Raw genomic sequence first — 14,343 nt, forward strand, 5'->3', positions numbered from 1 at the left:
CTAGACACCTGAATGATCAACCGAAGGCACGCTCTTCTACGCACCACCTGATACCGGCGTGAATAACCCAAACCCGACTAGCCGGCCATATTCCTATCTTGCAGAGGCCCTGGGGTAGAGCGAGCGTGTCGAATTATCGAAAAGTGGGGACTACACATGTTTCCGAACGGCGCGTATAACGTGATCACCTGTGTGACCGGCGAGGCCTCGGTGCAGCGGGCCGAGCAGGAATGCCTGGAAGGGTGGGCGGTGACCTTCAGCGGAACGAGACAGGAGTGCATGGCATTTCTGTACCGGTTGGAAGGCGCGTGGATCTCATGGCCACGATAGGTTGGCCTCGGCTGGCTTCGTGTAGTCCGCTCCGGCCACGCCGAACCCTAAGGCGTCGCAGAGAAACAAGCCGTAGCCTCCGGGATCGTTGCTCGTTGATCTGTTACGGCGGTGACGGATGAGACGCGGTCGATGTTGGCGGCGAAGTTCGAGGTGATCTTCCCGCATCTGGATGAGCGGCAGCGCCGGCTGTTGATGGCGGCCGAGGCCCGGACGCTCGGTCATGGCGGTATCCGGGCGGTTGCCCAGGCTGCAGGCGTTCGCGAGGCGACGGTATCGGCAGGCGTGGACGAACTCGACGCCGGTGCGCCGCCGCTGGGACGGGTCCGCCGGCCCGGCGGCGGCCGCAAACGAGCCGTCGATCTCGATCCGGGACTACGGCCTGCCCTACTGGCGATGGTCGAGCCGGACGAACGCAGCGATCCGATGTCGCCGCTGCGATGGACTACGAAATCGACCCGGAACCTGGCCGCCGCGCTCACCCGGCAAGGCCACCGGGCCAGCGCGGACACCGTCGCCGACCTGTTGCGCGGCGAGGGCTTCAGCCTGCAGGCCAACGTCAAGGCCATCGAGGGCCGACAGCACCCGGACCGCGATGCGCAGTTCAGCTACATCAACGAGCAGGTCACCGCCCACCAGCACACCGGCGACCCGGTGATCAGCGTCGACACCAAAAAGAAGGAACTGGTCGGCCAGTTCACCAACACCGGCCGGCAGTGGCGCCCACCGGCGAGCCGATTACCACCCTGACCCACGACTTCCCCGGCGACAGCGACGGCAAAGCCATCCCTTACGGCGTCTACGACCTGGCCGCCAACACCGGCTGGGTCAACGTCGGCACCGACCACGACACCGCCACGTTCGCCGTCGAATCCATCCGCCGCTGGTGGACCACCACCGGCCGCAACGACTACCCACAGGCCACCCGACTGCTGATCACCGCGGATGCGGGTGGCTCCAACGGCTACCGCACCCGCGCCTGGAAAGCCGACCTCGCCGGCCTTGCCGCCGAGACCGGCGTGCAGATCACGGTGTGTCACTTTCCGCCCGGCACATCGAAGTGGAACAAGATCGAGCACCGGCTGTTCTGCCACATCACCATGAACTGGCGCGGCCGGCCGCTGACCAGCCACGAAGTCATCGTGCAGTCCATCGCCGCGACCACCACCCGCACCGGCCTGCGCGTTCACGCTCAACTCGACACCGGCAGCTACCCCACCGGCCGCACCGTCACCGACACCGCCATGACCGCCCTGCCCCTGGCCCGGCACACCTTCCACGGCGACTGGAACTACACCCTGCACCCGGCAACGATCCCGGCCGCCCCAGCCGACCGGGACCAGCAGCCCACCAGCCCGGAAACCGAGATCACCGCTCTGTCGGACCCGTTGCTGACCGGAATGAGCCCACACCAACTCGACGAACTGACCGATCACCTCGACACGCTCCGCATCCAGAACGACCAGGCAAAACACCAACACCGCCGACAACAGGCACTCGCCGCGGGCAAGAAACCACACCTCCCGCGATCCGGACGCCCGCTTCAACTCGGCTTTCCCGATCGGGTCCTGGCTACCGTCCTGCATCGAAGACTGCAGCTACCTCATGACGTTCTGGCCGTGCTGTTCCACTCCCACCGCAGCACCATCCGCCGAGCCGTCACCGAAGTCCGGCAACTCCTGCACCAACACGGCACCACCATCACCCCGGCCGCGCTACCACCAGCCGCGACAGCACTCCTGCGCACCGCAACCAACCGGCACTATCCAGGCACGGAGATCAAAGCCGCGAGTTGAAAACCCGCACTGCCTTAGCGGTCCGAGCCGTAAATCCTTGGGCGTGTACCACGAGCGGTGTTTTTGGCGTTCTCGTTAGTAGGTCTCGGCTCCTGGCCATCGGTCACTGAAGGTGATGGCGAAGGCATCGATGGCAGGTTTCCACCGCATCGTCCATCGTGTACGGCCGGCTCCGGTCGGGTCCAGGCTGCGTGTGACCAGGTACAAACACTTCAACGCAGCCTGCTCGGTCGGGAAATGCCCGCGGGCGCGGACCGCCCGCCGATATCGGGCGTTCAACGACTCGATGGCATTCGTCGAACAGATCACTTTCCTGATCTCGACATCGTAATCCAGGAACGGGATAAACTCGTTCCAGGCGTTGCGCCACAGCCGGATCATGGCCCGATATTTCTTCCCCCATTTCTCGTCGAGATCGTCCAGTGCCGCGAGTGCGGCTTCGGCGTTCGGGGCGGTGCAAATCGGCTTGATGTCACGTTTTATCGTGTCGGCGTCGGCGCGGGACGTCAGCCGGAAGGTATTACGGATCAGGTGAATGATGCAGGTCTGGACCACGGCCAGGGGCCACACGTTCGTCACGACTTCGGGTAGGCCTTTCAACCCGTCACAGACCACAAAGAACGCGTCCCGCACGCCACGGTTCTTCAGATCGACCAACACGCTCATCCAGAACTTCGCCCCCTCTCCGCCGACGCCGGCCCACAGGCCCAGTACGTCCTTGCAGCCGTCCAGGGTGACGCCGATGGCCGCGTAGATCGGCCGGTTCGCGACCTGGCCATCCCGAACCTTGACCACGACGGCGTCGATGAAAACGGCGGCGTAGACCGCGTCCAACGGCCGGGCCGACCACTGCGCCTGCTCATCGAGGACCTTGTCGGTGATACGCGATACCGTCTCCTTGGAAACGGATGCACCATAGATCTCCGCGAAATGCGCCGAGATCTCGCCAGTAGTCAAACCCTTCGCATAAAGCGACAATATCACCTGGTCCACTTCAGAAAGACGACGTTGGCGCTTTTGGACGATCTTCGGTTCGAATGTCCCCTCCCGATCCCGGGGAACATCAATGACTACTTCACCGACGGCATCAGAGACGACAACCTTCGAGCGACTGCCGTTCCGCACGTTCACCGACGGCCGGCCCACCTCGGCACGATTCTTCTCGTGACCGAGATGTTCGGTCATCTCCTCATTCAATGCCGTCTCCAAGACATTCTTGGTGAACAGCTTCAATAACCCGTTCGGGCCGGTCAGCTCCAGCCCGCGAGCCTTCGCGTCAGCCATCATCGCCGCGACGGCGACCTGCTCCGGAGACAGCGTCCGGTCCGTTCCGGTGACCTTCTTCGGCGCGCTCGTGATCCCTGATGCCATTACTCACAGTGCCCATCCCGCCGACCCTCAAGTCCGGCGAATCAGGCCAAAAACACCTTTTGGGTTACAGTCCCGATAATGCCATCCGCGCTGTTCAAGCGGCATGTTCGTATTCGTGGATGAGTCCACCGAGTCGGTCGTGTCGATGGATACGGAGCAGTGCGAGGGCCTCCGGGTCGGTGGTCGGTTCGGGCAGCGGTGCGCGTGGTCGTGCGTTCGCGATGCCTCGGTGGGGGCGGTGCTCGTTGTGGTGGCGTTCGTACTCGCGCAGGGCGTACAGCAGATGTGCCTGGTTGAAGATCAGGGTCCGGTCGAGTAGTTCATGGCGGCAGGACTGGATCCACCGCTCCATGATCGATTTCATCCGCGGCATCCGGACGCCGCTGAGCACCTCTCCGATGCCGGCATCGGAGAGGATCGTGTCGAACAGGGCCGGGTATTTGCCGTCTCGATCGCGGATCAGGTACTTCACCTGGTAGCCGGTGTCCTCGAGGTCCATGACCAGGTTCCGGGCGGCCTGCGCGACCCAGGCGGCGGTCGGATGGGGCGTGATACCGAGAACCCGGACCCGGCGGTTGGCGTGCTCGATCACGGCCAGCACATACAGACGGGCGCCGGTCAGCGTCATGGTCTCGAAGAAGTCTGCGGCGATGAGCGCTTGAGCTTGGGAGCGCAGGAACGTCGCCCCCGTACTGCTCGTACGATCCGGTGCCGGGTCGACGCCAGCGTCTTTGAGTATCTCCCAGACGGTGGACGCGGCGACCTTCAGGCCCAGGGTGAGTAGTTCGCCGTGGATACGACGGTAGCCCCAGCCGGTGTTCTCCGACGCCAGGCGCAGTACGAGGGTGCGGATCGATCGGAGGGTTCGTGGCCGTCCGGTCCGGCGGGGCCGGGAACTCACGGCGTGTCGGCGGGCGATCAGATCACGGTGCCAGCGCAGCACGGTGTCCGGGCACACCAGCAGCCGCAGCTGGTTCAGCACGGTTCGCGGTAGCGGGTGCAGCAGAGCGGCTAGCCACGCCCGGTCGGCTGGGTTGAACCGGACCCGGTCGCCACCGAGTTGCCGTTCGAGCACCATGATCTGGTGACGCAACACCAGGATTTCGGCGTCCTTGTCGCGGTCACTCATCGGCAACAGCCGCAGCAGGGCCAGAGCGTTGGTCACACCGAGGTACGCCAGTCGCAGCAGCACAACCGATCATTCTTGCCGAGCACTCTGCAGAGAACGTCGCCGAGGTCCGCTCGCTGAAACCAGCCCGGGGTCCCGTTGGGGAGCATCGGCGATCAGAATGGCTGTGACCAGGACGGATGAGATTTTCGGCACCCGCAGGACCCTGTTGCCTAATTCGTTGCCTGCTCAGGGACACTTTGAGGTGGTAGGGCTACGGCGACGGCTGGTGGTCCTGGGGTCAGGGCCCGCGGCGCGCGTCACGCGGCTGACCAGACGGAGCGTTCAGCCGTGACGCCGCGCTTCGTGATCATGGCCGTGGCCAGGCTCGACACCACTGAACTGAATTAGGCAACAAGGTCCCGCAGGGTGAACCGGGCCGCATCGGCCAACAGCGGTGTGAACCGCTGCACCCACCGGTACACGGTGACGTGATCCACCTCGATACCGCGCTCGGCGAGTAGCTCCTCGACGTCGCGGTAGGACAGGTTGAAGCGCAGGTACCAGCGCACCGCCACCACGATCACCTCCGGCGGAAACCGGAACCCCGCAAACGCCGACGGCCGAGAAGACCACGAACGCGACCGAGTTGAAGACCTCACCGATCAACGGTGCCCGACCACCCAGCCGAGCCGGTACAGCAGCGCCCGATCCCTCAACGCAACGGCTCCGCTACGGACGGCAGGGACCCCTTTCGCCGTCACCGTGCCACCCAGCCTGGCGCCCCCCACAGCGGTGCGGGAAGCGGCTCAGCGTGGACGATGTGCAGACTGGTGACGGCGCGGGTGAGAGCGACGTACAGGCGTTGCAGGCCGCGCGGCCCGGCATCGACGATGCGGGCCGGTTCGATGACCACGATGGCGTCGAACTCCAGGCCCTTGGCGAGGCTGGCCGGGACGCACACCAGTCGGGAGGTCTCCAACGCGTCGGCGGTGGTGCCGAGCAGCGCGGCCTCGAGTCCTTCGGCCAGTAGCCGCTGGTAGATGCCGCCGATGTCGGAGTCGGCGGCGATCAGGCCGAGCGACCCGTCGCCTTTGAGCTTCTTCCGGACGGTCAGGACGAGGGATTCCGGCAGGTGTTCGTGGCTGATTTCAGCGATGGTCAGGGCTCCGGGGTTGCTGCGTATCGAGGTGGGGTTGTCAAGGCCGGGTGCGATGTACGGCAGCAGGCGGGCCGCGTAGTCGAGGATCTGGGCGGGCACCCGGAAACCGCGATCGAGTACGACGATGTGAGCGTCGGGTTGGTCCAGGTGTTCCAGCAGCGTGCGCCAGTCGTCGACAGCCCAGGGGCTGGTGCCCTGAGCGAGGTCACCGAGGACGGTGAACGAGCCGTTGGTGCAGCGGCGGGCGAGAGCGCGGCACTGCATGGGGCTGATGTCCTGGGCCTCGTCGACGACGATGTGGTTGATGGACGGGGTTCGTTCGATCAGGTCGGCGAGTTCGTCGAGCAGGGCGGCGTCGGCGGTGGTCCATTTCGCCGACTTCGGCGAGCGGTACGGCTTGGACCACAGCACCAGGGCCTGCTCGTCGGAGGTTAGTAGCCCGTCAGCGGCCTGGGCGAGGAATGCGGCGTCCGACAGCAGCCGGTGCAGGACCCGCTCGGGGGTCAGCCTCGGCCAGGCCCGGTCGACGATCTGTTTGACGGGTTTGGAGCGCGCGACGGCGTTCTGATCGCGGTCGTCGGGTGTAGCTCCGCGCCGTTCCATCTGGACGAGGACGAGGTGGGCCAGGCGCTGGGCGAGTGCGGTGCGGCCGACATGGTAGCGGGTGGCGCCGCGCAGCGTCTGGATGGTTTCGCTGACGCGGGAGGTGGTCACGCGGTACCGGTAGGAGCCTTCGGCGTAGACGAGTTCGTTGTCATCGCCGGTGGTGACGTGCGCCCACAGCGCCCGGTGTAGGACGGCGGCCATCCGGGCGCTCCCTTTGACGCGCTGGACCTCCGGAGCCTCGGCCTGGCCGGAGTCGGCACGGCCGATGAGGTCCTCGACGGTGGTCTGTGCGACGTCGACCTCGCCGAGAGCGGGTAGTACGTGCCGGATGTAGGTGAGGAAGGAGCGGTTGGGGCCGATGACGGCGACGCCGCCGGCGAGCCGGTCGGGTGAGGTGTAGAGCAGGTAGGCGAGACGGTGCAGGCCGACGGCGGTCTTTCCGGTTCCGGGAGCGCCCTGGATGCAGACGGTGGGGTGCAGCGGGGCACGGACGAGGTGGTCCTGCTCGGGTTGGATGGTGGCGACGATGTCGCGCATCGGCCCGACGCGGGGGCGCTCGATCTCCGCCACGAGCAGGGCGCTGGCCGAGTCGGCGCCGGTGGCGGCGCCGGTCAGCGGCTCGTCTTCATAGGCGGTCAGTTCCGCCGTGTCGGAGAATCCGTAGCGGCGGCGCAGTCGCACGCCCTGCGGGTCGTCGCGGGTCGCCCGGTAGAACGGGGCGGAGACGGCCGCTCGCCAGTCGATGACCATCGGCCGGCTGTCGGCGTCACGCACGTGGCGTCGTCCGATGTAGACGCGATCCGCGTCGGTGGGCGGGACGCCGGCGTCCCGCTCGTACACCGTCCCACTCCGGTAGTCGAGGCGGCCGAAGAACAGCGGGACGTCGGGAAGGTCGACGAGCGCCTCGGCGCGGCGCTCGCGCGCCAGCCGGTAGACCGTGTTCTGCCAGATCTCGTCAGAGTCCTCCGAGGAGATCTGCGGGGTCTCGGTTTCGACCACGCTCCGATGCATGCGTCGCAGGGCGGCACGGGCCGCGGACAGGAACGCACGCTCCGAGTCGATGTCGTCCTCGGCTGGGCGAGTGGCGGCGTCGGACATGGTGATGGTCAGCCTCGACTTTCTCCGGATAACACGGCAAGCGGCAAGCAAGGATCACAAGCTGCGGCAGCGAGCCGGCGCCCACGATCGTCGGTTGTCCGGGGGCGAGCTGCGTCGCCAGACTGCCGAAGCCGCTGCGCGGTCACGAAAGGATGATGGGGCCGGCGCTGATTTGCGGCCAGTGTACGCATCGCCGTCGACGGCGATTGTCGGTCTCTTTGGTTCTCCATAATCGTATCCGGCGTCCGTGGCGAAGAATGCGCCGACGCGTCAGCCATGGTCAGGGCACTGCTGCGCAGCCTTCCTTTTTGGAAGGCTTTTCCGGGTGGCCATCCCGGGTAACCATGTTCCGAACAATGTCGCCGCATTCCCGGCCCGCCCTGCGCGCCATTCGACGGCGTTCAGGATGCCCGCACCGCGACGAACGCCTCGCCGTCATCGGCATCGCCGGACCGCGCTACAAGCCCCTGAGCAGCACAAATTCGGCCGTCTATCGGCGCGCCGCACTTTCGTGGACCGATCGACGTTTTCGCTGGTCAAGCGCGCCTATGTGCCGAGGCCATAGCGCAACCGCATATAGTTTCAGCAGGCCAGCGTGGGTGTACGGCGCCCTTTCGCCGTTCGGTGACGGCGGGTAACCAGGTTGACCACGAGACGGGCTGGCATTACAGTAAGCTGCGGCTAGAGATCAACGTTGATTGATGGCGCTGTGATTGTTTCCGGGGATATCGCTGCGGGTGGACCTGTGACGGGGGATTTGTTGCAAGAGGAAGTGTCACAGACGAAGGATCGTCCCGGTCTCTCCGTTGCGAAGCGCAACATATTTCTCCTCTCCGTCGTCATCGATTCCCTCGGCAGTGGCATGTGGATGCCTTTCGCCATCATCTTTTTCACGCGTTCCCAGGGAATGGATCTCGGTGACACCGGCCTTGCGATGACCATCGGGGCGTTCGTCGGCCTCATGGCCGGCTTCGCCTCCGGGCATGTCGCCGACAGGTACGGCGCCGGTCTCGTCGCCATCTCCAGCCACGTCGTCCGTGTGCTCGCCTTCGCGGCATATCCGTTCGTCGAGTCACCCTGGCAGATCACGGTGGTCGTGGCCGTCACCGCGTGCGGCGAGCGCATGTTGTGGACGGCCAACACCCCGATGATCTCCAGCATCTTCCGGGGCCGCAACGTCGACAACATCCTCGGATTCGCCGGCGTCCTCGGCATCATGGGCCTCGGCGTCGGCGCCGGCATCGCCGGTCTCCTCGCCGACTCCGTGAGCGGTCTGCGCCTCATCGCCTGGCTCAACTCCGCGTCGTTCGCCATAACCGGCGTGCTGCTCGTCATCGCCCTCGGCAGTCGCCTGCTGGATCGGCCCGCCGTGGCGAGCACGATCGACGGTCTCACCAGCGTGGGCTCGGTCTGGCGGAACCGGCCCTATCTCCAGCTCTGCCTGATCCAGATCCTCTTCGTCCTGGCGGCGTCGTCGTACGTCATGATCCTGCCGCTGGTGATCATCGATGTGCTTCATGGGCCGGCCTGGTTGCCCGCGGCCTCGATCGTGATCGGCAACGTGGCGATCGCCGTGGCTCAGCGGCCGGTGCTGAAGGTGTCGCGACGACTGCCACGCTCGCGGATGCTGTTCGTCTCCGTCGGGCTCTACGCGGTCTCGCTCCTGCTCCTGGTGCCTGGTGACCTCTTCGGCGCGATCCTGATCGTGCCGGTCGTCGCTCTGGTGGTCGTCATCGGCGGCGTCGCTGAGGCGACGGCGACCCCGCTGATGTTGTCGGCTGCCAACGAGGCCGCTCCGGAGGGGCAGAAGGGCAGGTACAGCGCCGTGTTCCAGACGGCCTGGGGCGTGGCGGAGGTGGCCGGCCCGCTGGTCTACACCACCCTCCTGGCGGTGGGGAATGCCGTGCTGTGGCTGTCCGTCACGGCTGCCGTGCTTCTCGTCGCACCGATGTTGCTGCGCGTTCGGCCGATGCTTCCTCCGAAGGTGCTGCTGGAGGCACCTACGGCTAGCTGAGTGTGACCTGTCAGCGTCGACGTCGCTGGAGTACGAGAGGGGCAAGGCATGTCTGCTAACGGGATGTGGCCGGTCAGTCACACCCAGGGCAGCTTTGCGCACCGCTTCGCCGAGGACGGCGCCGGACCGGCCAACGTGGCCACTGCGGTCGCCGTCGAAGGCGTCCCGACGGAGAACCTGCGGGCCGTTCTTGATGCCGTCGCGGCGAGCCAGCCGCTACTGAGGACCTCCTTCACCGGCGACTGCCTGCACGTCGCCGACCGTCCGGTCGTCGCACCGCAAGAGTGCGGCTTCGTCACCGAGGACGAGGCACTGGCGCTGCTCCAGGAGCAAGCCGAGGAGGTCCGGCGACATGACGAGCCGCTGTGGACGGCCCGGGTCCTCGACCTGCCGCATGGGCGGCGGATTCTCGGCTTCGCGTTTCACCACATCATCTTCGACGGCATGTCCGGGCGCGCGTTCTGGGAGCACCTGCGCAATCCCGGCGCCGCGCCACCCGGCCGATCGTATCGAGAATTCGTTCAGTGGCAGCGTGACCGCTTCGACGATCCGGGAGCCGGTCTGGCCTTCTGGCGCCGCCATCTCGACGGCCTGGCTCACAACCAGCACACCAGGCTCCGGATCGCCCGGCGACTCGAAGAGCCCCTGCTCGGCCCATCCGACAACGTGAAGCACATCCTGACGGGCCGGCGGCTGCAGAGCGCGGTGGCCCTCAGCCGATCGCTGCGCCTCTCGCTCTTCGCGCTCACGATGTCCGCCCTGACCATCGTGATGGCGAATGTCTCCGAGGATGACGAGGCTGTGGTCCGGATAGCCTTCCACGGCAGGCCGGCTGGCTTCGAGACGACCATCGGTGCCTTCGCCCACGACGTCACCGTGCGGCTGCCGACCGTACCCACGTCGTTGACCCGAGCGATTCAGACCACCACCCGGGTCTGGGACGACCTCGGTGAGCACCGGTTCACTCCGTACTCGCTCGTCCGGCGCGCCGCAGGGGCGAGTGGAACGCCGTACCGGCCGGTGGTCGTGACCCTCAACGCTCGGCGCCTGGCGGAACGCATGACCGTCCTCGGCCTGCCGGCCACCCCGGTGACCATCCCCGCCCCGATCACCGAGGAAGGCCTCCACATCGCCTTCGTACAGCGCCTCAACTCCCTGGAGCTCTCATGTTCCTTCCATCCGACCCGCTTCGACCGGGCGGACATCGTGGCCTTCGTGGACGACCTCGCCCGGGTGATCCAGGGCGGCTGATCTTCCGGTTCACCGAAAGGACCTTCTCAGAACGATGACGACCGATGGCACGTCCCATGACGCAGGCGCTCCCCGCGTGGCCGAAGACGCCTTCCATCAGGAAGGTTCGCTCCCGTGGTGACCCGCCATGAGCCGGCGTCGCGCCAGCCCCCGGCCGGCCTCGTCGGCCTCACCGACCTCGTCCGTTCCGCGTGGCGTGGCCGATACGTCGTGCTGACCGAGTCACTCGGCTCCGCGGCCGACTCGCTCGTCAACGAGATAGCCGCCGCCGGCGGCGTGGTGCTCGGCATCCTGGCGGCCAACGGCGGGCCGCGGCCCGCCGGCACGACTCCCGTCCACGTCCTGGCCGAGCCGGGCACGCGCGGGCTGTCCCGCGCGGGCTTCGCGGCACAGCTTCGTGACCTTCCGCGGGCGGCCACGGACTGGCTGCTGGCGGTCGACCCGGACGGTGAAGCGCAATGCATCGGCACGAACTTCCTCGAGGTCACGGCTGTGGGCGGCCGCACCGTGGTGGGCGGGCGGAGACCACGGTGGGCGGCGTACGAGGACAAGACGGTGACCGACGACGTCTTCCGGCGCATCGGTATCCCGGTTCCGCCGTCGACGGTCCTCGCCAGCGATGATCCGCGGATCGCCGCTACCGTCCGAGGGCTCTCCTCCGCCCACGGCGCGCTCGTGGCACTCGACTCGTCCTCCGACTACCGCGGCGACGCGGAGGGGCTGCGCTGGATCCGCCGGGGCGACAGCGTTCCGGACGCGGTGCTGGCCTGGGCGGCGACGCACGCCCGCCGGATACGGGTGTCGGCCTTCTATGAGGGCACACCGTGCAGTGTGCTCGGCATCGTGACGGCCGGCGGGATAGGCGTCTGCGATCCGATGGAGATCGTGACGCTCCGGGTGGCGGGATCCGGGCGCCTGGTCTTCGCCGGCTCGTCCAACCGCTGGCGCCCGGCGCCCGGCGCCGCCGCCGAGATACGCCGCGCCGCCCGGCTGCTGGGCGAGGAACTGCGCTCCGCGGCGGACTACCGTGGCTTCTTCAGCCTCGACGGCATCCTCGGCGACGAGGGCTTCCGCGCCACCGAGGTTAATCCGCGGCTGGCGTCGGGGCTGGGCCTGCGGGCGGCCGTACCCGGCTTCCCGATCTATCTGTTCTCGCGATCCCTGCAGCTCGCCGGTGACCCGCTGGCCGGGCTCGACGCAAAGTCCCTGACGCGCGAGATACGCGAGCTCGTCGCGGCGCGGCCGTCGCACTCCCTGCGGCTGCCTGCCGAGTTGGACGGCTGGCCCACCCCGCTGGCCGGCCTGTGCGGTGCGACGCCGGCGGGCACGTGCCGCCGCACGAGTGCGGGCGTCCGGTACCAGATCTTCCCGGACGGCGTCACCGTCGCCTCGTCGCTGCCCGCCGGCCCGGACGGCGCGGTCGGCGCGGGGGTCGCGGACCTCGGTCGGGAGCTCGGCTGGTCGCTGTTCGCGAGGGCGGACCAGGATGCCCTGACCTGACGTCGCCACTAACCCTCAGCCCGCCGTTCGCGCGCTGCACGTTTCAAGGACGGGACGAGGAGCGGGCGCGCCGCCTCCGGTGTGAACGGAGGTGATCACCCGACAGCTTCCCCGCAGAACCTGGGAGAGACATGGACACGACAACCATCGAGCAGGCCGTCCTGGCGCACGAATGTGTCAGCGAGGCTCTCGTCTGGACCCTTCCCGACACGGGGGAGACCCTGCTGCTGGCGGCGACGCCGGACTTCTTGAGCGGCCTGCAACTCCGGCTGCACCTGAACCAGGCGGGGGCCTCCTGCCCCGGCCTGGTGGTCGTCGTGGAGGAGATCGTCCGTGACGCCGACGGCGCCCCGGACGCGGCGTGGCTGGCCGATGCTCTGGAACAGGGCGCCTACCGATACGTCACGCCGGACGGCCCGGTCGAGACGGCGCTGGCCGAGTGCTGGCAAACCGTGTTGGACGTGCCCCGCGTCGGTGTCGAGGACGACTTCGTGGACCTGGGCGGGGACTCGTTCTCGGCCGTGCTCATCGCCAACCAGGCGGAGGAGCGGATCGGTGCCCCGGTCTCCGCTCCGGACCTGTACGTCGCCGGCACCATCCGAGCGCTGGCCCGGGGCATCACACCCGCCGGGGTGATCGCGGAGACGCGCCCGTGATCCGCTCGACGGTGTGGCGGACGCTGCGGGATCGGGCAGCCACAGCACCGACGTCACCGGCCGTCTCCGTGCGTGGCCAGACGGGACAGTGGCGGACGCTGACCTGGCGCGACTTCGTCGATCTGGTGGACTTTCGCGCCGCTCGGTCCACCGGCGTCCGGGTGGGTGCCCGCGACGCCGTCCTCGTGGAAGAGCCCAACGGGCCGGAGTTCCTGGCGTCCGTCGTCGCCGCCTGGGCAGTCGGCCGGTCTCCGCTGGTGGTGCCGCACGGAATTCCGGAGAACGAGCGAGCCGCACTGCTCGGCAAACTGCACGCGACCGGCGGCGCGTTCGACGGCGGAGCCGAGACGGCGGACGGCTCGGAGCCGGACCTCGCATGGTTCTTTCCGTCCGGTGGCACGACGGGCCTGCCGACCCTGACGCCGGTACGTGGGCTCCCACGGGACCTGGTGGCCAGTCAGCAGATGCTGCTCAGCCAGATGAGGTGGAAGCCCGAAGGCACCCAGCTGGTGATGGGACCGCTGTCGCATACCGCGCCCTTCACGTCGGCGCTGGCCGGTCTGGCGGGGGGCAACCACGTCGTCGTCCTGCAGCGGTGGAGCCTTCCGGCGGTGCTCGATGCGGCTCGCCGGTATCCACCGACGTGGTTCCAGACCACGCCGCACCAGATGAGCATGATCGCCGCGCACGAGCCGGCGTTCACCGCCCTGGTGGCACGCCTCGACGGGATGATGCACACGGCCGCGCCCTGCCCGGAGAAGGTCAAGGCAGTCTGGATGGACCGGATCGGCCCGGAGCGCGTGTACGAGCTGTACGGGTCCACCCAGATGGTCGGCGCCGTGTTCTGCAGCGGCGAGCAGTGGCTGGCGCATCCGGGCACGGTAGGCCGGCCGTTCATGACCCAGGTGCGGGTGGTCGATCAGCGTGGCCGCCGCCTGCCGCCGGGTCAGGTAGGCGAGATCTATCTGCGGTCGGCTGCCACCCAGCGCCTGCAGCCGGCTCAACTGCGCCATGTGCGGACGCTGCCCGGCGGCTTCTGCAGCGTGGGAGACCTCGGCAATGTGGATGCGGACGGCTACCTCTACCTGACCGATCGGGTAGATGACGTGATCATCGTCGGTGGCGCCAACGTCAGCACCCGGGAGATCGAGGCGGTGCTGCTGCGGCATCCACGGGTGACGGACACCGTCGTGGTGGGCCGGGCCGACAGCCTTCTCGGCATGGTGCCGGCCGCGGTGATCGTTGCCGACAATGCCGGGCCTGCTCCGGGGATCCCCGACATTCAGGCACACTGCCGGGCGTCGCTGTCGGCCCACAAGGTTCCGGTGCACGTCGAGTTCGTACCGGCCATCGAGCGGTCGCCGGCCGGCAAGGTGCAGCGGTTCAAGTACCGGGACCATGACGATGCCGGCCGGCGTGATCCGGCCCCGCGGCGGTGACCGGCAGCGCCG

The 14,343-nt window shown here is 67.6% G+C and carries 8 protein-coding genes and 2 pseudogenes; 6 read left to right on the forward strand and 4 right to left on the reverse strand.

Annotated elements, in window-relative coordinates:
* Positions 1-462: 462 nt before the first annotated feature.
* A pseudogene (locus tag BLU81_RS51255) lies at positions 463-2,126 on the forward strand (ISAzo13 family transposase).
* Between the two features lie 75 nt (positions 2,127-2,201).
* Here BLU81_RS51255 and BLU81_RS45675 read toward each other — a convergent pair.
* The 4 genes and pseudogenes from BLU81_RS45675 to BLU81_RS45690 all read right to left on the reverse strand — a co-directional run bounded on the left by BLU81_RS45675 (position 2,202) and on the right by BLU81_RS45690 (position 7,471).
* Positions 2,202-3,413 (reverse strand): IS256 family transposase, encoded by a 1,212-nt coding sequence (locus BLU81_RS45675; RefSeq protein ID WP_172890777.1) that lies wholly within the window; start codon positions 3,411-3,413, stop codon positions 2,202-2,204.
* A gap of 178 nt (positions 3,414-3,591) precedes the next feature.
* A complete protein-coding gene (locus BLU81_RS45680) occupies positions 3,592-4,689 on the reverse strand; it encodes an integrase core domain-containing protein (protein WP_092555787.1) in 1,098 nt (365 codons plus the stop codon).
* Between the two features lie 350 nt (positions 4,690-5,039).
* A pseudogene (locus tag BLU81_RS52220) lies at positions 5,040-5,267 on the reverse strand (hypothetical protein); the annotation flags it as partial.
* 98 nt (positions 5,268-5,365) lie between these two features.
* Positions 5,366-7,471 (reverse strand): HelD family protein, encoded by a 2,106-nt coding sequence (locus tag BLU81_RS45690; protein WP_092555789.1) that lies wholly within the window; start codon positions 7,469-7,471, stop codon positions 5,366-5,368.
* A 745-nt stretch (positions 7,472-8,216) separates the two neighbouring features.
* Here BLU81_RS45690 and BLU81_RS45695 point away from each other — a divergent pair.
* From BLU81_RS45695 to BLU81_RS45715, 5 genes are all read left to right on the forward strand, one after another.
* Complete coding sequence (locus BLU81_RS45695; protein ID WP_157752070.1) at positions 8,217-9,485, forward strand: MFS transporter; 1,269 nt, start codon at positions 8,217-8,219, stop codon at positions 9,483-9,485.
* 48 nt (positions 9,486-9,533) lie between these two features.
* Positions 9,534-10,736, forward strand: a complete 1,203-nt coding sequence (locus BLU81_RS45700; RefSeq protein WP_092555793.1) for a condensation domain-containing protein — start codon at positions 9,534-9,536, stop codon at positions 10,734-10,736.
* Positions 10,737-10,850: 114 nt separating this feature from the next.
* On the forward strand, positions 10,851-12,236 hold the full coding sequence (locus BLU81_RS45705; RefSeq protein ID WP_092555795.1) for a hypothetical protein: 1,386 nt from the start codon (positions 10,851-10,853) through the stop codon (positions 12,234-12,236).
* Positions 12,237-12,367: 131 nt separating this feature from the next.
* A complete protein-coding gene (locus tag BLU81_RS45710) occupies positions 12,368-12,892 on the forward strand; it encodes a phosphopantetheine-binding protein (RefSeq protein ID WP_092555797.1) in 525 nt (174 codons plus the stop codon).
* Positions 12,889-14,331: a class I adenylate-forming enzyme family protein gene (locus BLU81_RS45715; RefSeq protein ID WP_092555799.1), complete on the forward strand. Its 1,443-nt coding sequence runs from the start codon at positions 12,889-12,891 to the stop codon at positions 14,329-14,331. Before BLU81_RS45710 ends, BLU81_RS45715 begins: the two co-directional genes overlap by 4 nt.
* Positions 14,332-14,343 lie beyond the last annotated feature (12 nt).

Origin of the sequence: Actinoplanes derwentensis (genome assembly GCF_900104725.1) — a bacterium.
Lineage (GTDB): Bacteria > Actinomycetota > Actinomycetes > Mycobacteriales > Micromonosporaceae > Actinoplanes > Actinoplanes derwentensis.